This is a genomic window from Caballeronia sp. LZ003 (genome assembly GCF_031451465.1).
Lineage (GTDB): Bacteria > Pseudomonadota > Gammaproteobacteria > Burkholderiales > Burkholderiaceae > Caballeronia.
Window position 1 is genome coordinate 251,226 of record NZ_JARUXJ010000003.1, and the last position, 19,206, is coordinate 270,431.

Genomic DNA, 19,206 nt, shown 5'->3' on the forward strand with positions numbered 1-19,206 from the left:
TCGGCGTCGGTCACACGGCGCGTGTCCGCGACGGGACACAGCGCACTCATGAACTAAAGGATTCGCCAGCCAATGACTGGTTTGATTACGAACCGAATTGCCCGCGTGGGGCCGCTCGTATCGCGCATCGTCTGCGCGATGCTCGGCGGTTACACGCTTGCCGCCCTGACGAGCGTCGCCGCGCTCGCGCTGCCGATGAGCAAGCCACAAGCGGTGCTCACCGGCATGCTGGCAAGTTTCGTCGTCTACGTATGCGCGGTGATCTGGGTCTTCGCGGTGCGGAGCGCAACGCGCGCATGGTTCGGATGCCTTATCTTATCGATACCGCTCCTGATCGCGGCGTGGTCGGTATGAAGGCAGACGTCAAACCGCGCGGCATCCGCCAGAGCATGTCGGACCTGCATACATGGGCCGGTCTGCTCGTCGGGTGGATTCTCTATGCCATGTTTCTCACCGGCACGGTCAGCTACTTCAAGGACGAGATCTCGCAGTGGATGCGCCCGGAAGTCGCGCATCAAAAGGTCTTGCCCGACGCGGCATCCGCTGCCGAACGCGTCGCCGCGACGCTCGGCACCATCGCTGCGGGAAGCTCGCAGTGGAGCTTCGACTTGCCGAACGATCGCAGCAGCGTGATGGGATCGTTCTGGCGCACGCCGGGCGCGGCGCAGGGCCGGCGCACGTTTTCGGAAGCGAGCTTCGATCCTGCAACCGGCCAGAAAGTGACTACGCGCGAGACGCTCGGCGGTGACTTCTTCTACCGCTTTCATTTCCAGTTTTACTACATGCCCGCGCTGTGGGGACGCTCGATTGCAGGCTTCTGCGCGATGTTCATGCTGGTCGCAATCGTAAGCGGCGTCATCACGCACAAAAAGATTTTCATCGACTTCTTTACGTTTCGATGGGGCAAGGGACAACGCTCATGGCTCGACGCGCACAATGCGCTGTCGGTGTTCGGCCTGCCGTTCCACTTGATGATCACCTACACCGGTCTCGTTACGTTGATGGCGATGTACATGCCGTTCGGCGCATCGGCCGCATTCAAGACGCCCGCGGAACGCCAGCAGATGACGGCGCAACTGAGCGCATTCATTCAACCGGGCAAGCCCGATGGAACGAAGGTTCCGCTCGCGCCCATCGCTCCGATGGTGCGCGAAGCCGAAGCGCGCTGGGGCCGGGAAAATGCGGGACGAGTGACGATCACGAATCCGGGCGACGGCGCGGCACGCGTGGCCGTATCGCGTGGCGATGCGGTGCGTGTATCGATGAGTCCGCAGTATCTTCTCTTCGATGGCGTGACGGGCAAACTCATCGACGTGAAAGACAGCGTGGGCGCAGCCGCCGAAACGCGCGGTGTGCTCTATGCGTTGCATCTCGGGCGCTTCAGCGGTCTGCAACTGCGCTGGCTGTATTTCATCGTCAGTCTCGCGGGCACGGCGATGGTCGGCACCGGCCTCGTCATGTGGACGGTCAAACGCCGTCAAAAGCTGCTCGATCCGACGCGGCCATACTTCGGCTTCTGGCTCGTCGAGCGGCTGAATATCGCGAGCATTGCGGGACTTTCCATCGCCATGACCGGATATCTGTGGGCGAATCGACTATTGCCCGTGTCGATGCACGACCGCGCCGAAGCGGAGATCAACCTGTTCTTCGCCATCTGGGCGGCAACGTTGCCGTGGGTGTTCGCGCGGCCCGCGAAGCGCGCGTGGATAGAACTGCTTTGGCTTGCGGCTGCCGTGCTCGCGCTCTTGCCGGTGCTCAATGCCTTCACGACGCAAAGGCCGTTCTGGCGAAGTGTCCCGGAAGGCGATTGGGTGTTCGCCGGATTCGATCTGATGATGTGGGCGTTCGCCGCGTTGCATGCCGCATTGGCGATACGCACAGCACGTCACACGCCGCGCGTGAAGCCCGCGAGAACCGTCGACGAGCGCAAGGTGACGATGAAGGAAACCGAGGAGGAAAGCACGTGACGCAGGGAATCGCCTTGCTGGTCTGCGTCGTGTCATTCGCGTTTCTTGCGCCGGCAATGGAGCGGCATCAAGAGACCCTCTTCGGACGCGAGCTGTCACGCGGTCAGTCGCGCGCGTTTCGCACCGCCGGATGGTGCGGCCTCGTGCTCGCGCTTCGATACCTCGTCGGCGGCGAAGGCTGGGCGCTCGGACTCGTGAGCTTTAGCGGATGCACGAGCCTTGCCGCAGGCATCGTATATGGCGCGCTCATCTTGCTTGAGCGACGCGAGGTTCGTGGATGAATGAAGCATCGCCCACGCCTCGCATCCATCAAAACGCCGTGCGTAATCCGATCATCACGCTACGACCGCCTTCAGGCGCGATGTCCCTTACGACCGAACTCGCGTAACGCACTTCCTGATTCGTCAGGTTCTGTCCGCGCACGTAAGCGAGCCAGTCCGTTGGTCCGACGCGGAACTTGTACGTGAGCGTGAGCCCGAGCGTCGTGTAGCTTCCCGTCGGCAGATCGTTCTCCGGCACGCGATGCTGCGCCCACGCGTGAACCATTTCCGCGCGCGCGCCGTAAGGACCGTAGCCGTAGTCGAGCGCGAGCGTCGTGCGCAACGGCGAGATGCGCGGCAAGGCTTCGCCGGTATCGAAATTACGGGCATGCGTGTAATCGGCGACGACTTCCACATCGAGCCGATGCGCGCCTTGATCGAGCACGCGCCATTTGCCATCCACTTCGATGCCGTAAAACTCCGCGCGCACGCCGCGATAAACCGCTTCGTCGAGCGCGTCGTCGGTGCCTGGCGCCACGGGCGTGTCGTCGTCGTTGACGAGACGGCCCGTGTTGAACTCGGTCAGATAGTTGCGAAAGCGGCTGTAGAACACGCCCGCGCTGCCTTTGTTGGGGCCGCTCGCGAAGCGCAAGGACAAGTCGGTGGACACGGCCTTTTCCTTCTGCGCGTCCTGATTGCCGATCAGGTACTGACCGGTGGCATCGTGCGGACCGTTGGCAAAGAGTTCGTAGTAAGTCGGCGCGCGCTCGGTGTAGGCGAGATTGCCGACCACGGACCAGATCGGATTCAGCTTGAACAACGCGCCCGCGGACACGCTTCCCGCGTTGAAATCACGCGACATCGCCGATGCGAATTTCTCGTTGCCGCCCGCCGTCGGGTCGATCTTCACATGCTCGTAGCGTGCCCCGACGCTGAGCATGAGCGCGTCGTTGACGGCCCATTCCTCGAGTCCGAAGAGCGCGGCGCTCGTCGTCTGCGATGTCGGCACGAGCGCTTCGTCGCCGAGCGCGGAAAATGTGTTTTGACTCAACTGCACGCCGATGGCGCCATCGAACGGACCGATCTTCTTGTGACGCGCCTCGATGCGCGCCTCGTAGCCGTGGTTACGAAAGGTCGTGCCAGTTTCGCCGTCGTCGATCTCCTTGTGTTCGTAATCGGTATAGCCGAAGTTGAACTTGAGCTGGCTGAACGGTCCTTGCAGATTGCGTATCTCCGATGCCGCCGTCACGTGATCCTGATGCATGCGCAGACGCACATCGTCTTCGGCGACCGATCCGTAGTTCGCTTCGTAGCCGTTGTAGCTCACACCCGCATATCCGTCGGCCCAGGTGTAGGACGTGCCGATCGCGCCGCCGTTCCAGCGCCCGTCGCTATTCGGGATGCTGCCGTAGGCCTCTTGCGCGTCCGGTCCGTCGAGCGCGCGCTGGCGATCCGAGTGCGTAAAGCCGGGGACGCGCTCCTTGCTGGTTTCGCGGTCGAAGGCATCGACGTGAAACGCGAACTGCCCGTTGCCGCCTTCCACGAGCGCCGCGCCCGCGCGCGCATCGTTGGCGCCGCCATAGCTGGCATCGGCCTGACCGGAGACGCCTTTGATCGGCTCGCGCGGAATGCGGTTGTCGATGGTGTTCACCACGCCGCCTATCGCGTTGCCGCCGTATAGCAGCGCCGCCGGTCCGCGCACGATCTCGACGCGCTCCACTGAAAGCGGATCTTGCGGGACGGCGTGATCGTACGAGAGCGACGATGCATCGAAGGCCGCGACGCCGTTTTGCAATATGCGGATGCGGTCGCCGTCCATGCCACGGATGATCGGCCGGCCGACCATCGGACCGTAAGTCGTCGTGGAGACGCCCGGCAGACCGTTGAGCGTCTCGCCGAGCGAATCGCCGCGTCGCAGAGCGAGGGCGTCGCCGTCGAGCGCGCTGGATGGCGACATCAACTGGTTCGATCCAAGCGGATTCGCCGTGACGAATACCGGCGTGAGCGCGGTGTCCGTTACGTTGCCGGCGGCCGTCTGGCCGCGTGCCACGGCGGTGACCAGCAGCATGCCGAGTGGCAAGAGGCGCTTTCTGCGCGGCGCTGGATGAGCGAAAGGCGTGTGGTGCAAGATTCACTACTCCTGTCGAAATGATATAACGTTGCATCCGATGAGCGTACGGAGGCGTAAGGAACGGCATCCACCGCAGGCGGTGAGATGATATAACGTATCTTTACAAAAACGCCAGTGTCACGTGATTGACTAAACAACGCGCGTCAGTTGCGCAAAACACCACACCTTTTTGCGATGACTTGCCCCATCGTGTCCGCTGCGATATTCGATGTGATAAAAGTCCGCGTGCTTTTTTCGATCGGCTTCACGAGAGCCATCGGCAAAGCGCGACATACAACATCGATCAAAGCATCCAGCTCACGACATCCATGAAGACGATCACATCGCGTGCCGTATCCGCCCTTGGCATCACGGCCATTGCACTCGCCTGTCACACCGCATTCGCGCAAAGCTCGGTCACGCTGTACGGCGTCGCCGACGTCGGCGTGCGCTATCTCACCAACGCCAATGCCAACAACGACGGCAAGGTGTTCATGACCAACGGCGCAATCACCAATAGCCGGATCGGCTTGAAAGGCACTGAAGATCTCGGCGGCGGTCTCAAGGCGATTTTCCGTTTGGAAAGCGGCGTGGAATTGCAGAACGGCCAGTACTCGGATAGCCAGCGCGAGTTCAATCGCGCGGCGTATGTCGGTCTGTCGAACCAGTACGGCACGCTCACGCTCGGCCGCCAGAAGACGCCGCTTTTCGACATGCTGGGCGATACCTACGACCCGCTCACGGTCGGTAACTACTTCGAGAATGCGTGGTTGCCGGTCGCGCTCGGCGCCGGTCTCTATGCGGATAACGCGGTGAAGTACAACGGCACGTTCGCGGGCCTGACGGTCGCGGCGATGTACTCGTTCGGCACCAACTACACGTCGACGGGCGCGGGCGGCTTCTCGGGCCAGGTGCCGGGTCACATGGGCGCGGGCAACATGTACGGCTTCACGGCTTCGTATGCCGTGGGGCCGCTTGCCATCGGCGGCGGCTACCAGCAAAACAGCGACAACGCCAGCAACAAGCAGAAGATCTGGAACGCCAACGCGGTCTATACCATCGGTCAGGCAAAGCTCTACGTCGGCTATCTGCATTCGACGGATGACACCGGTTTCGTCGATAGCACGCTGTCGCAACGCGATCTCGTGTCGGGCGTGGATATCCTCAAAGGCTCGGGTCGTCGCGACGATGGGCCCTTCGCCGGCATCACCTATCAAGTGACGCCCGCGCTCTTGCTCACCGGCGCGTTCTACTACGACCACATGAAGAATGCGGCGATCGGCGGTGGAGAAGTCGGCAGCGGCAATCGCTATACGGGCGTGGCGGTCGCGGAATATGCGTTGTCCAAGCGCACCGAAGTCTACGGCACGGTGGACTTCAACAAGGTAACGGGCGCGGGCTTCGTGGAACTGCCGGGACGCTCGAATCAAACGGGCGTTTCCATCGGGCTGCGCAACATTTTCTAAGTGCTATCGATGACGGCGCGTTCGCACCGCGCCGTCGATGTCGCCTCTTGCTGGTGCGAATATTGCGATCTTTCGTGCTATTCGAAGAAGGACCGGAGTCAGCGCGCTTGCGCTGACTCCGCCTCACAGGAGACGACATGCCCGAGAATCAGTCCCCCGATGTCTGCCGCATGGGTGTCGCGTTTATCGACGCCCAGTTGCAATCGCTCTATATCCACGCGGCGCTATTGAGCGGATGGATCGAGAATGGCGGTCCTCCACCCGATTTCAGCGGCGTGGAGCGGCTCCTGACGATGCGCCACGCGCATCCCGAAGCGCACACGCATAGCGAAGACGGCATGCCTGCCAAGCGCGCGCCGGACGATCCGCCGCCGTCGCTTCCGTCACTCGACGAACCCGCCGATCGCATGGCTTTCGCGCTTCGCGTGCCGTCGACGAACGCGATTCTCGCCGTCGCCGATTTCTTCGATGCGCATCGCCTGTCCGGTTCGCGCACGCCCGAAGTGCAGTTTCTGATGCGTATCCGCGATGCCGCCGTCAATGCCAATACCTTGCATGTCGAGACGGGCGTTTATCGTCCGCACGCGGCGTATGGCGGAATCATCATCGACGAAGCGCTCGACGGCGCACGGCTTTTCAGCGACGGAGAAAAGCCCGGCTTCATGGAATTTGGCGATACGGTGGGGTTACTGCGATATCTGCGCACGCTTCTGAAGAGCATGCAGACGGTGATCAGCTCAGGCGATGCAGGTTGAGCGCGGCAATCGGCGAGCATGAAGCCCGCTGAATGCCGCGCCCGGCATTCATGATCCTGCTTACTGCGATGCCGCGGCGGCCTTCTTTGCGTGATGCTTGTGGCTGTGCTTCTTGTAAGCAGGCCGCGGCTTGTTGTTCGGATATTGCGCTTCGGCGAACGACACGCTCGGTGCGAAGATAGCGGCGACCGCCAACAGGGCAACAGCTTTCTTGAGAGACATTTTCATCAGGAACTCGCAGAGAAGAAAGGCTTGGAAATGCGCGGCGGCGAGGCCTTCGCCGCATGCGCGGTGAGCACTGTAGAGACTGCGAAGCGGAGTGTAACTTGGGGAAAACATCAGCGCTCGTTAAAACAACAATGGCGTTGTTTTTTGCGGGACTGCCACGGAATTTGCACGCTCCCGGCGCACGTTTAGCGGTATTTCGTTAAACTCGACGAAAGCTCGCGCGCGCGGCCACCTGTGGATTGCAATCGATACCGTCAGGAAAATCCATAGACGAGCAACTGGGAAACCGGCGAACTATCCCTCCATCAGTCCTTACCTTGTTTCCCTGCACTGCGGAAACGCTCAGTCGTTTTCTTGCAGCTGGCCGCGCAACGAGCCACAGCGCTAGTCGCCCAGCAACGTCTGCACGCCCTGCGCGAATTCATCGAGTAAGACGGGCTTGCGCAATACGATGGCGTCCTCGGGCAGCGTCGCCTTGACGGCATCGATATCGTCGTAGCCGGTCATGAACATCACCGGCAGACGCGGATGCGTTTCCGCGAGAATGCGCGCGAGCAAGCCGCCGTTCAAGCCCTGCATGGCCTGATCGGTCACAACGACATCGGGCGGCGAACGATCGATCGCCTGCAGCGCCGCAATGCCGCCGCTCACCGCTTCGACATCGTAGTTCGCGTCGCGCAGCAGTTCAGATAACGCTTCGCGCACGTTGGCTTCGTCATCGACCAGAATGATGCGCACGCGCTTTCGCAGCGCGACCGGGCTCGCCGATTCGCATTCGCCGTCAGCATCGCCCGCTTCCTGAACGGCCGTTCGCAGATACAGCGAAACGGTCGTGCCCGCGCCCGGTTCCGTGCCAATCCGCGCGATCCCGCCCGCCTTGAGCGCCACGCCATACACCTGCGAAAGCCCGAGCCCCGTGCCCTTGCCTTCGGGCTTGGTCGAGAAGAAAGGCTCGAACGCGCGCCGGGCGACTTCGGGCGGCATGCCGGGGCCGGTATCCGACACGCGCAGCTCCACGTAATTGCCATTCGCGAGATCGGGGTCGCCCTCGGCTTCGAAAACACGTGTGGCGACTTCTATTCTCCCGCGTCCTTGCATTGCGTCCCGTGCGTTGATGACGAGATTGAGCAGCGCCGCTTCGAGTTGCGTCGCGTTGGTCAGCACGCGAACGCCTTCGGAGCGAAGCTGAAACGCGAGCTGGGTTTCGGGCCCGAGCACGCGCGCCAGCAGTTCCTTCATGCCGTGCACCGAACGCGTGACGCACAGCGACTCCTGTTCGACCGATTCCTGCCGGGAAAACGTCAGCAATTGCCTAATGAGCGCCGCGCCATGCGTGACCGCCTGCAGACCGTTGGCGCTCCAACGGCGCACCTGATCCGCATCGTGCGCGCGATGCTCGACGAGTTGCAGACACGTGCTGATGGTCTGCAGGAGATTGTTGAAGTCGTGCGCGATGCCGCCCGTCAACTGCCCGACCGAACCCACGCGCTGATTCTGCTTGAACGTTTCGTGCGCGGCGTCATCATCGGCGAGTGCGTCGGTGATCTTGCGCTGCAGCTCGCGTTTCTCCTCGCCGCGCTGAATGCCCATGCGCCGCAGCTTCAGCATGATGGCAGCCTGACGCGCGAGCGATTCGAGCGCCGTGCATTGTTCCTGGCTCAAGGCACGCGGCTCGCGGTCGATCACGCAGACGGTGCCGAGCGCGTGACCGTCGTCCGTGACGATAGGCGCGCCCGCATAAAAGCGGATATGCGGCTCGCCGAGCACGAGCGGGTTGTCCCTGAAACGCGGATCGAGCGTCGCGTCCTCGATCACCAGCAGCGAGGTCGGTTCCAGAATGGCATGCGCGCAGAATGCCTGATCGCGTGGCGTCTCGCGTGCGCCGAGACCGATACACGCCTTGAACCATTGCCGGTCGCGGTCGATCAGCGAAACGAGCGCGATAGGCGACTGGCAGATCGTCGCGGCCAGCGTGGCGATGTCGTCGAAAGCGGGTTCGGGCAACGAATCGAGTACGTCGAAGCTTCGCAGCGTATAGAGACGTTCCGCTTCGGTGGCGGGCACGGCCGCGCCACTGTGCGTTGATTTGGGCATGAGTACGAGGGCAGAACGGGTAGCGAAAGGCGCTGACCGATCATGGAACCTGATCGTGCGCAGTCGCTCAGTGTACGCTGGTTCGCCGTGCGTTATCGGACAGGCTCAAGTCCGTGCAAGCGCGCTGCGCTTCGCTGGTTTGCGCCGTTTGCGCGCACCCGGCACGACGCCGATGCGCGGATCGCGAGCGAGTACGAGTTCCGCGAGCCGACGCGCCGTGTCTTCGAACGCCGGATCTTCCTGCGGCACGTAAAGCCATTTTCCGAGCACGGGATGTGGCTGCAAAGCCGGAATGTCTTCGATGAGCGCTGCATGATGCTCTTGCGAGGTGCATACGAGCACGCCATTCCAGGGCTTGTCGCGGTCGGCGGCCACGAGACACATCAGTCCATCGATATACGCGGCGTCGGAACCGAACATGCGCTTTTGAATGAACGTGTCATCGCTCTCGAGCGGCTCGAAAACCCATAGCAGCGAATTGCGGACGGTGGAGGGCATGATGGCGGTCGCGAGCCTTGACGGTCTCCATGTTACAACTCGAAGCGGTCGCGGGTCGTCACGTAATCGCTTGCGCCGAAGCGCCCGACCGGAAAGTAATGCTGTAAGCGCACGCGCCAGGTGTCGAGGTCGATGAGTTCGTCGCGTGCGTGCAGCATCAATACCTTGCCGATGAAGATGTGCCGGCTCGCGGTTTCCAGCGTTTCCCACAACACGCATTCGAACGCGACGGGCGCCTCGGCGATGCGCGGCGGCTTCACGCGCAGCGACGGCAGCGCGGTGAAACCAACCGCGTCGAGTTCGCTGACATCGGCGGCGAAGCGTTCGCCGCAGCGATGCATCTGCTCGGCGATTGCTTCATCGGCGAGATGGACGACGAATTCCTTCTCGCGCGGCACGTTCGCGGCTGTGTCTTTCAACGTGCCATCCGCGAGCCGGTTGATGCTGATCATCACGATGGGCGGTTCTTCGCCGAGCATGTTGAACATCGAGAAAGGCGCGGCATTCACGGTGCCATCCGCACCGAGCGTGGTCACGAGCGCAATGGGCCGTGGCACGATGAGGCTTGCCATCAGCTTGTAGCGCTGGTATTCGGTGATGGCCTCGAAGTCGATTTCCATGTCATTGCACCTTTTCAATGCCGAGCAGATGCGCAAGGCTCTTGGTGCCCGGCATCCGTGTGGTTTCTATACGCGCTTCGAGTCCCTGCAGATGCGCGCTCATATGCGCCGCCGCGCCTTTTGAGTCGCGTCGTTCGAGGCAATCGAGAATGGCGGTGTGCTCGTCGTGCTCGCATGGCGCGTTGCCCGCCGGTTCATAGACGCCAACGATAAGCGAGCAGCGCGAGACGAGTTCGTTCAGATACTGCAGCAGGATGGCATTGCCCGCGAGCGCCGCGATGCGCAGATGAAACTCGCTCGCGAGGCGCGCCCATGACGGTTGATCGAAGCGGTGCATCGCTTCGTGTTCCTGGTTGAGTTGCTCGCGCAAGGCGGCAATATCCGCGCTGCTCGCGCGCTCCGCCGCGAGTTCGACGAGCGCGCGTTCCACCGAGCGGCGTGCTTCGAACACCTCGCGCGTTTCCTCGCGCGTCGGTTGTGCGATCACCGCGCCCTTGTTGGGCCGCAACACCACGATGCCGTCGTACGCGAGCTTTTCGAGCGCGCGCCGGACCACTGCGCGGCCCACGCCGAAGAGCTCGCACAGTTCCGGCTCGGGCAGCTTGGTGCCGGGCGCGAGACGCCGGCTCAGCACACCGTCGAAGATGCTTCGATAGATGCGCATATCGGCGGCATCGGCTTGATCACGCATGCGCGGCGAGCTCATGCGGCGCGCGCGGCCGTGCTCGCCGCCTGTTCCATGTGCCGCGCGATTGCGCCGGGCGTGGTGAGCCAGATGTCGTTGCGCGCCGCCGCGATATGCGCGAGCGCGCGCCGTAAATGACGCAAGCGATACGGTTGCCCGACGATATACGGATGCAGCGCAATTCCCATGACGAGGCCCTGCGGCGTGCTCGCGCGTTGCGTCTGTTCGACCATTTCATCGAACTGGTCGACGATCATGTCGGTGAACGCGCACATGTCGAGATGCCGCGCCATGATCATCGGCAGATCGTTCAGCTCTTGCGGATAAGGCACGGACCACAGCGCGCCGTGACGTGTTTTCATGCGCACGGGCCGGTCGTCGTGACACCAGTTGAGCGTGTAGCCGTAACCCGTTTCGGCAAGGAGGTCCGGCGTGTGATGCGTCTCCGAGATCCACGGCGATAGCCATCCTTGCGGCATCACGCCCGACTCCGCAAGGATGCGTTCGCGACAGTGCGCGAGCAGTGCGCGCTCGCCGGCTTCGTCGAAATCGCTCTGACGCTCGGCGTTCGTGTGACCGTGCGCGATGAGTTCATCGCCCCGCGCCACACATGCTTCGATCAGCTCGGGGCAATGATCGTAAAGCGACGTGTTGATGAGCGTGCCCGCGGGCATGTCGAGCGCATCGAACAATTCAATGCAACGCCACGCGCCCACGCGATTCCCGTACTCGCGCCAACTATGGTTGAGAACATCCGGTTGCGGCGATAGTGGTCCGAGCGCGGCCCCCAGTCCTTCGCCGAACGCAAAGTGTTCGAGGTTGAAGCCGAGATAAACCGCGAGACGCGCGCCGTTCGGCCAGCAATACGGCTCGCCATGATGAATCGCTTGATAGTCGAAACGGCCGTGCGATCGGAGTACATCGGGATTGAAGTCGCTCATTGTCGATGAATGCATGAACCGGTTTGGTTACGTCGTGCCCCAAGGCGGACCTGTTGCGCACCGCGAACGTACACGCCTCGCGTCGCGACGTGCCGACGATCGAGGCTTGCGATCGTGTGCAATATGCGAGCCAACGTGTCGACACGCATGCTGCGCTACGCGTTGCATGCGATGAAGCCGAACCACGACAGCAAATGGCATATGTCTTGCAATGGCTTCGCGCTGCAAGCCATTTCCCGTCAGCGCGTTCATAAGGACAAGCCTTCATGGTTCAGCCGGCATCAACCGTGGTTCACGCGACAGCCGCCGATATCGAACTCGTTCACGTGACGAAGCGCTATGCGGATTCCGTCGCCGTCGATGCGATCGACCTGCGCATTCCCGGCGGCGCGTACTGTTGCCTGCTCGGTCCTTCGGGCTGCGGCAAGACATCGACTTTGCGCATGATCGCGGGGCACGAGTGGATTTCCGAAGGCGATGTGCTGATCGGCGGGCGCAACGTCACGCGCGAACAGCCGGCCGCACGCGGCACCGCGATGGTCTTTCAAAGCTACGCGCTCTTTCCGCATCTGTCCGCGCTCGATAACGTCGCCTTCAGCCTCAAGATGCGCGGCGTCGCGAAGGAAGCACGCAGAAAGCGCGCGGGCGAACTGCTCGAACTCGTCGCCATGTCGCCCTACGCGAACCGCAAGCCGGCGCAGCTTTCCGGCGGGCAGCAGCAGCGTGTGGCACTCGCGCGCGCCTTGCTCAATGAACCACGCTGTCTTTTGCTCGACGAACCGCTCTCCGCGCTCGATCCTTTCCTGCGCGTGCAGATGCGCGCCGAACTCAAGCGCTGGCAGAAAGAACTGGGCATCACTTTCGTGCACGTCACGCACTCGCAGGAAGAAGCAATGGCGCTCGCCGATCTCGTCGTCGTGATGAGTCACGGTCATATCGAACAAAGCGGCACGCCGTTTGAAGTCTTCAACCGGCCGCGCACCGAATTCGTCGCGCGCTTTCTCGGCGGCCATAACGTGCTCGGTTCGAAGGGCGGGCTGTTCACGGTGCGTGCGGATCATCTGCGGATCGCGCCGCAGGGCACGACGCCCGGCACGAGCGCGGGCGAGGGAGGACTGAGCCGCATCGGCGGACTCGCATGCACGGTGCGCGAGGCCGAGTATCAAGGCACGCATGTGCGCATGACGCTCGTGCCGCTCGACGGTTCCCCGGAACTCGTTTCTATCGTCAGCGATGCCGACTACGACGCCGAGCGCCTCGGCCCCGATGCGCGCGTGACTGTCTGGTGGGATCAACGCAACGCGCATCCGCTCGCGGCGTGATGCGCGCTTGAGCCAAACACATCAAAACCCGAAACGAGGAGGAAGGCTATGAGCAATGACAACGCACGTCCGCAAGCGACTCAGGAAATCAAAGAGACCAAAGAGGAACTGGAAAGCCGCGGCCGCACGCGCCGCACTTTCATCAAGGGCGCCGTGGCGGCGGCGGGCATTGCCGGGTTCCCTTACGTGCATGCACAAGAGAAGATCACCTTGCGCTATCTCGGCACGGCGGTCAACCAGAGCGCGGACATTGCGAAGAAGTTCAAGGAAGACACGGGCATCGAGATTCAATACATTCCGGTGACGACCGATGACGTCACCAAGCGCATCATTACGCAGCCCAACTCGTTCGATATCGTCGATACCGAATACTTTTCCCTCAAGAAGCTGATTCCGGCGGGCACGCTGGCCGGCATGGATGCGAAGCGCATCAAGCTCGCGGACAAGATCACGCCGGTGCTCACGAAGGGCGAAGTGAACGGCAAGAAGATTGGCGATCAGGGCACGGCCCCGAAGAAAGTGATGTTCTTGAAGGGCGCGCGCTCGACGGAGTTCTCCGCGACGCCTACCGAATGGATGACGCTCATTCCCACGACGTATAACGCGGATACGCTCGGCATTCGCCCGGACCTCATCAAGCGTCCCGTCAACACGTGGGCCGACTTGTTGAATCCGCAATTCAAGGGCAAGGCGGCGCTGCTCAACATTCCGGCTATCGGCATCATGGATGCGGCAATGGCCATCGAAGCAATGGGTCAGGTCAAGTACGGCGACAAAGGCAACATGACCAAGGCCGAGATCGATCAGACCATCAAGGTGCTGATTGAAGCGAAGCGCGCAGGTCAGTTCCGCGCCTTCTGGCGCGACTTCAACGAAAGCGTGAACCTCATGGCATCGGGCGAAGTGGTCATTCAGTCGATGTGGTCGCCCGCGGTCACGAAGGTGCGCACCATGGGTATCGCCTGCACGTTTCAGCCGCTGAAGGAAGGTTATCGCTCGTGGGCGTCGGGCTTCGGCTTTCCGCGTTCGCTGCAAGGCAAGAAACTCGATGCGGCCTATGAGTTCGTCAACTGGTTCCAGGACGGCTGGGCGGGCGCCTATCTAATGCGCCAGGGTTATTACCCCGGCGTGACGGAGACGGCCAAGACGCACATGCAGGCTTACGAGTGGGACTACTGGATGGAAGGCAAGCCCGCGACGCAGGACATCAAGGCACCCGATGGCCAGTTGCTCGAAAAGACCGGCGCGGTGCGCGACGGTGGCTCGTACACGCAGCGCATGGGCGCCATTGCATGCTGGAACGCGGTGATGGACGAGAACATCTACATGGTGCAGAAGTGGAACGAGTTCATCGCCGCCTGATGTTCACGTGAGGTTCACATGATGCACACAAGGAGCATTTGCTGATGGCATCCGTCGAGTATCTGTCGCAAGCGAAGGAAGCGCCGAAGCGTCATCGGCGCGTGAGCGCATGGTTGCAGGCCACGCCGCTGACGCTCACCTTCGTGCTGTTCTTCATCGTGCCGCTCGTGATCACGTTGATCGTGAGCTTCTGGGATTTCAACGAATATCAGATCATCCCGGCGTTCACGCTCAAGAACTATGTGGCGATCTTCGACGGTTGCAGTTCCTTCACCGATGTCTGCGTGACCTTCAAGACATATTGGTCGACGCTCAAGTTCTGCGCAATGGTATGGGCCGTGACGCTCGTGCTCGGTTTCTCCATTGCGTACTTCCTCGCGTTTCACGTGCGCACCACGGCCATGCAGACCATTCTCTTTTTGCTCTGCACGATTCCGTTCTGGACGTCCAACGTCATCCGCATGATCTCGTGGATTCCGCTGCTCGGCCGTAACGGGCTCGTGAATCAGGCGCTGATCAACGCGCATCTCATCGATCAACCGCTGGAATGGCTGCTGTATTCGAACTTTTCGGTGGTGCTCGCGTTCGTGCATCTGTTCACGTTCTTCATGATCGTGCCGATCTTCAACGCGATGATGCGTATCGACAAGTCGCTCTTGGAAGCCGCGCGCGATGGCGGGGCGAGCGGCTGGCAGGTGATCCGCGATGTCGTGTTGCCGCTCTCGAAGACCGGAATCGTCATTGGCTCGATCTTCGTCATCACCATCGTGATGGGCGACTTTCTCACAGTGGGCGTAATGGGTGGACAGCAGATTGCGTCGGTGGGCAAGATCATTCAGGTGCAGACGGGCTATCTGCAATTTCCCGCCGCGGCGGCCAACGCGATCATTTTGCTGGCCGTCGTGCTGATGATCGTGTGGGCGCTCACGCGTGTGGTCGATATCAGGAAGGAGCTTTGACATGGCCAGCGGCATTGCGGGATTGAAGAAACATCGGGAGCACCGGCCCGCCAGCTTTTACTGGCTCGCGTTGCTGTTCGGCTTGTTCGTGCTATTCCTGTATGGACCGGTCATCACCATTTTCATTCTCTCGTTTCAAGGTCCCGAAGGCGGTCTGACCTTTCCCATGCGCGGCGTCTCGCTGCACTGGTTCGAGCAGTTGCGTCAGGGTGTGGGCGATATCGATATCTGGGCTTCGTTCGGCCGCTCCGTGAAGCTCGCGCTCGCGGTCACGGTGCTGACCGTGCTGTTCTCGGTCACGGCGGGTCTCGCCTTCAGAAGGCGTTTTCGTGGCGATACGGCCGTGTTCTATGTGTCGGTGGCGAGTCTCATCATGCCGTCGATCATCGTGTCGCTCGGTATCGGTCTCACGTTTCGTCTGCTCGACAACGTGATCAAGTATCTGGCGAACGAGTGGGGCTTTACTTCCTTCGCGGATTCGTGGACCACGTCGATGGGCCTCTTCACCTCCGCGCTCGGCGCCCATCTGACGTGGACGCTGCCGTTTGGTTTGCTCGTGATGTTCGCTGTCTTCAACCGCTTCAATCCGGCTTACGAGGAAGCGGCGCGCGATCTGGGTGCATCGCCGTGGCAGAGCTTCAGGAATGTGGTGTTGCCGATCATCGGGCCATCTGTCATTGGCGTGGGAATGTTCGGCTTCACGCTGTCATGGGATGAAATCGCGCGGACGTCCCAGGCTATCGGCGAGCAGAATACGTTGCCGCTCGAATTGCAGGGACTGACGACATCGGTGACCACGCCGGTCATCTATGCGCTCGGGACCATGACCACGCTGATGTCGCTGGCGGTCATGGTCGGCGGCTTGTTGATCGTGAGGGCGGTGACCAGGCGCCGGACTTCGAAGTAGGCGCCAGCGCTTTCCTCACGTGCGATCAAATGCAATCAAGTGCGATCACCTATGATCGTGCCCCCAGCGGCCGTCGTTCCAGCCGTTGTCGTCGTCATGACCGGTATGAGCGGCGCGCCAGTGGTTGCCGCCCTTGCACACGAGTTGCGATCCGTTCGCGCTGCATGACGCTTCATAGCCCGGCGAATAGAGAAACTCGCCGACCCAATGCGGATTCACGTTGGTGTTGCCGGGGTTGTACGCGACGAAGTTCGCTGCGTCGTCCGTGCTGCCCGAGCCCGTGTAGCGCGCTGCCAGCGGATACGGAAACACCGGACGCGTGCGCGTGGTCTGCCCGGTCGTATCGACGAGCGATGCCACGATCTTGCCCGGCTTCGCGCCCGTTTCAACCCACGCCATGGCGGGCGTCAGCATGTCGAAGGTGCTGGGACCGTCGCCGCCGCCGCAGTGCGCAACGCCCGGGAACAGATACAGCTTCGCGAACTTCTCGACGCGCTCGTCGCCCATGTATTCCTTCATCTTCGCGTAGTACTGCAGCGTCGATTGCGGCGAGATGTGCTGGTCTTCCAGGCCGTGCCAGAGAATCAGCTTGCCGCCGCGTCGATGAAAGTCACTCAGATCGGGATCGGTTGCAGCGAGATAGTTCGACGTCTGCACGGTCTTCCAGAACGATTCGACAGTGAACTTCAGATCGCTGAACGCGGCGTTCGGGCGCGAGTCGTTGAAGTAGTCGAGGTATGCCAGGAACGGCATCACGAAGTTGATGCTGCCGCTAGGTCCGGCGTCCGTCGCGGGCACGAAGAGCGACCATTGCAATTCCGAACCCCATTCACGCGCGATCGGCTGTTCGAGATGACGGCCATACTGATCCGTCGCGCCATCGTGGATCTTGCGCACCACCGCGGCTTGCGCGGGCGTGAGACACGTGGCGTCGGGCTGCCCCTTCGCACACACGAGACTCGCGGGATCGAAATGACAAGCCTGCGGATTGTCGATGATGCCGTCCGTCACGCCGTCCTGACCGTCGCACGACTTCAGCACGGCGGCGTGGATCATCGGCAACTTGTCGGCGAGCAGAATGTACTTGCCCGTCTTCTGGTCGATGTTGACCGCCGCCGCCCAGCCGTGGTGAAACGTGTTCTGCACGATCAGATCGTTGGCCGGCGCGCCCGCGACGATGCCGTCGAAGTCGTCGGGATAGCGTTGCGCTTCCATCAGCGCTTCGCGTCCGCCGTCTGAGCAGCCGTCGAAATACGAGTACTTCGGAGCGCGCGCATAAAACTTGTTGATAATCGCCTTGGATACCTGTGCCATGGCGTGCTCCGCGCGATAAGCAAAATCGATCTTGGCTTTCGGATCCAGCGCCCATGCGCCATCGTTGCCGCCTTCGTGGCCCATGTCGGTGGCGGAGATGGCGATCTGGCCGTTCGTGACCGGCACGCAGGTCGATGCCATCGGCGCGCTGATCGAGAGATTGCCGCACAGACCGCCGCATCCCGTTTGCAGATAGCGCTGCGTCCAGCCTTGCGTCGGCAAGCGCAATTCAAAGAGCGATGCGCCAGGGCCTATGGTTCCCTTGATATCGCACACTTCGGAAGGCAGTCCGGGTCCAGCCGTCGCGCCTGGAGGCATGCCGGGGTTGCTGATGACCGTTCCTTTTGCAAGGACCGTTGCCGAGGTGATGGTGACGGTGCCATCGGTGACGCCGCTTAGATCGAGCGTGGCGACTGCCGCGCAGTTCATCGCGGGAAGGATCGAGGGAAGGTCGGCTAGACCGCTTGAATTGGCCGCCATTGCTTGAGGCGCCATGATTACGCATGTCGTCAAAAGAGCAAGCCACGCATATAGCGTGCGGATGCATCGTCTGAGTAGGGCGGGGTTGCTGCAGAGTAATCGCATCATCGTCTCCTGAGGTCGTCGGGTCACTTTCCAGCGAGTACGGAGGATGACGAAAGAGTTTCGCGATAGGGAGAGGGCGTATACCCGGCAATCCTGCTTCGTCGGCGCTCCAAAGCGTCAACGTTTGCGGCGCCCGCATGCTGCACCAAGGCGAAGCGGACACACCGCGCTTCCGGTGGCCGATAAACAAAACAGATAGCCAGGCAAATGATACGCAAGGAAAGCGTCCTTCATGCCGTACGCGGCTTCACCGAGACGCTTCGCCTCACTCATGCGAAAACGCTTCGAAGGCATCGAATCTGTTTATCGGGCACCGCATGGTCTTGCTGCGCGACGCCGCGCCAAATCACGCTGACGTGCATTTTCCGGCCCATGGGCATGGTTAACCCATCCTTTGCGTTATCAAACACAGGGACTAGCTTGCGTCATCACCTGATAACCATTCCGGAGAAGCGTCCATGAGTAGCAACCTGCATCCGAGCGGCAGTCAGTTTCCGAACGGCATTGCAACGCCCAGGCCCACGAGCGTGTCGTCGGCCATACGCGCCGGTGTAGTCGGTGGTCTCGCGGGCGCCGTCGTCATCTGGATCTACGAAGCATTGATCTGGGTAGGCGTACAGCATCTGATGCCCCTCGCGGGCATTCCGCGTAACGCGACCGGGCTGGTCTTCGGAAAAGCGTTTCAGGAAGCGAGCGGCATTTGGGCGTATGTGATTGGCACGGGTATTCACTTCGTGTTCGCCATTGCTTGGGGCATTCTCTTCGCACTCGTCTGGCCGTACTTTCGCCGACGCGGCTACGAGGCGACGTTCATCGCATTGTTCTATGCCGTGCTCGCGTGGATAGTGATGCATGTCGCCATCATGATCGCTTCGGACAATCATCCGAATTACTATGATCCGGCTGTCGTCATCGGCGGATTCATGTCGCATATCTTCTTCACGGTGCCGCTCGCGCTAATCGTAAAGCGCAAGATGGAAGTGCGTTAGGCGTTTAGCCTATCGATCGGTCCGCAGCGGCTTGCCTCGTTCGAGGCGCATGAGCCGTTCGCGGATTGAGTCTCGCTGTTACCTGTTTCAAATTCCCTTATTGCAGCGCGAAAGCAGACGGCATGGCAGAAGACGCATGCCGCG

General features: G+C 61.4%; 18 protein-coding genes. 10 read left to right on the forward strand and 8 right to left on the reverse strand.

Annotated elements, in window-relative coordinates; genetic code table 11:
* The first annotated feature begins 72 nt into the window (after positions 1-72).
* From QCE79_RS19185 to QCE79_RS19195, 3 genes are read left to right on the forward strand one after another with little or no spacing between them, the layout of a single operon-like run.
* Positions 73-354, forward strand: a complete 282-nt coding sequence (locus QCE79_RS19185; protein ID WP_250510991.1) for a DUF3649 domain-containing protein — start codon at positions 73-75, stop codon at positions 352-354.
* On the forward strand, positions 351-1,967 hold the full coding sequence (locus tag QCE79_RS19190) for a PepSY-associated TM helix domain-containing protein (protein ID WP_309846954.1): 1,617 nt from the start codon (positions 351-353) through the stop codon (positions 1,965-1,967). The genes QCE79_RS19185 and QCE79_RS19190 overlap by 4 nt, the downstream gene beginning before the upstream one ends.
* The gene (locus tag QCE79_RS19195) at positions 1,964-2,248 is read left to right on the forward strand and encodes a DUF3325 domain-containing protein (RefSeq protein ID WP_309846956.1); all 285 of its coding nucleotides are present in this window, start codon (positions 1,964-1,966) and stop codon (positions 2,246-2,248) included. Before QCE79_RS19190 ends, QCE79_RS19195 begins: the two co-directional genes overlap by 4 nt.
* A gap of 28 nt (positions 2,249-2,276) precedes the next feature.
* Here QCE79_RS19195 and QCE79_RS19200 read toward each other — a convergent pair whose 3' ends face one another.
* Positions 2,277-4,295: a TonB-dependent receptor domain-containing protein gene (locus QCE79_RS19200; RefSeq protein ID WP_309848248.1), complete on the reverse strand. Its 2,019-nt coding sequence runs from the start codon at positions 4,293-4,295 to the stop codon at positions 2,277-2,279.
* A gap of 371 nt (positions 4,296-4,666) precedes the next feature.
* Here QCE79_RS19200 and QCE79_RS19205 point away from each other — a divergent pair, with 371 nt between their 5' ends.
* Both QCE79_RS19205 and QCE79_RS19210 read left to right on the forward strand, forming a co-directional pair.
* Entirely contained in the window at positions 4,667-5,803 is a 1,137-nt protein-coding gene (locus QCE79_RS19205) for a porin (protein WP_244830882.1), read from the forward strand.
* Between the two features lie 137 nt (positions 5,804-5,940).
* Positions 5,941-6,558: a hypothetical protein gene (locus tag QCE79_RS19210; RefSeq protein ID WP_309846959.1), complete on the forward strand. Its 618-nt coding sequence runs from the start codon at positions 5,941-5,943 to the stop codon at positions 6,556-6,558.
* A gap of 60 nt (positions 6,559-6,618) precedes the next feature.
* On the opposite strand, the gene QCE79_RS19215 is transcribed toward QCE79_RS19210, so the two are convergent.
* The 6 genes from QCE79_RS19215 to QCE79_RS19240 form a co-directional block, all read right to left on the reverse strand.
* Positions 6,619-6,786, reverse strand: a complete 168-nt coding sequence (locus tag QCE79_RS19215; protein WP_250469264.1) for a hypothetical protein — start codon at positions 6,784-6,786, stop codon at positions 6,619-6,621.
* Positions 6,787-7,170: 384 nt separating this feature from the next.
* Entirely contained in the window at positions 7,171-8,880 is a 1,710-nt protein-coding gene (locus QCE79_RS19220; protein ID WP_309846961.1) for an ATP-binding protein, read from the reverse strand.
* Positions 8,881-8,985: 105 nt separating this feature from the next.
* Entirely contained in the window at positions 8,986-9,378 is a 393-nt protein-coding gene (locus tag QCE79_RS19225; RefSeq protein WP_309846963.1) for a hypothetical protein, read from the reverse strand.
* 32 nt (positions 9,379-9,410) lie between these two features.
* Positions 9,411-9,998, reverse strand: coding sequence for a flavin reductase family protein (locus QCE79_RS19230; RefSeq protein ID WP_244830878.1), 588 nt, complete (start codon positions 9,996-9,998; stop codon positions 9,411-9,413).
* Position 9,999: 1 nt separating this feature from the next.
* Positions 10,000-10,689, reverse strand: coding sequence for a GntR family transcriptional regulator (locus tag QCE79_RS19235; RefSeq protein ID WP_309846968.1), 690 nt, complete (start codon positions 10,687-10,689; stop codon positions 10,000-10,002).
* Positions 10,690-10,700: 11 nt separating this feature from the next.
* Positions 10,701-11,639 (reverse strand): polysaccharide deacetylase family protein, encoded by a 939-nt coding sequence (locus QCE79_RS19240; protein ID WP_250469268.1) that lies wholly within the window; start codon positions 11,637-11,639, stop codon positions 10,701-10,703.
* Between the two features lie 251 nt (positions 11,640-11,890).
* Between QCE79_RS19240 and QCE79_RS19245 the strand changes: the two genes are divergently transcribed.
* Genes QCE79_RS19245 through QCE79_RS19260 form a run of 4 tightly spaced genes read left to right on the forward strand, consistent with a single transcriptional unit; the run spans position 11,891 to position 16,174 of the window.
* A complete protein-coding gene (locus QCE79_RS19245) occupies positions 11,891-12,946 on the forward strand; it encodes an ABC transporter ATP-binding protein (RefSeq protein WP_244830875.1) in 1,056 nt (351 codons plus the stop codon).
* A 48-nt stretch (positions 12,947-12,994) separates the two neighbouring features.
* Positions 12,995-14,308 carry a PotD/PotF family extracellular solute-binding protein gene (locus QCE79_RS19250; RefSeq protein WP_244830874.1) on the forward strand — a complete coding sequence of 438 codons (1,314 nt, stop codon included), beginning with the start codon at positions 12,995-12,997 and terminating at the stop codon, positions 14,306-14,308.
* A gap of 44 nt (positions 14,309-14,352) precedes the next feature.
* Positions 14,353-15,267: an ABC transporter permease gene (locus QCE79_RS19255; protein ID WP_244830873.1), complete on the forward strand. Its 915-nt coding sequence runs from the start codon at positions 14,353-14,355 to the stop codon at positions 15,265-15,267.
* Position 15,268: 1 nt separating this feature from the next.
* Positions 15,269-16,174 (forward strand): ABC transporter permease, encoded by a 906-nt coding sequence (locus tag QCE79_RS19260; RefSeq protein ID WP_284503468.1) that lies wholly within the window; start codon positions 15,269-15,271, stop codon positions 16,172-16,174.
* 45 nt (positions 16,175-16,219) lie between these two features.
* On the opposite strand, the gene QCE79_RS19265 is transcribed toward QCE79_RS19260, so the two are convergent.
* Positions 16,220-18,076, reverse strand: a complete 1,857-nt coding sequence (locus QCE79_RS19265; protein WP_404989387.1) for a tannase/feruloyl esterase family alpha/beta hydrolase — start codon at positions 18,074-18,076, stop codon at positions 16,220-16,222.
* 455 nt (positions 18,077-18,531) lie between these two features.
* Between QCE79_RS19265 and QCE79_RS19270 the strand changes: the two genes are divergently transcribed.
* A complete protein-coding gene (locus QCE79_RS19270; protein ID WP_309846979.1) occupies positions 18,532-19,062 on the forward strand; it encodes a hypothetical protein in 531 nt (176 codons plus the stop codon).
* Positions 19,063-19,206 lie beyond the last annotated feature (144 nt).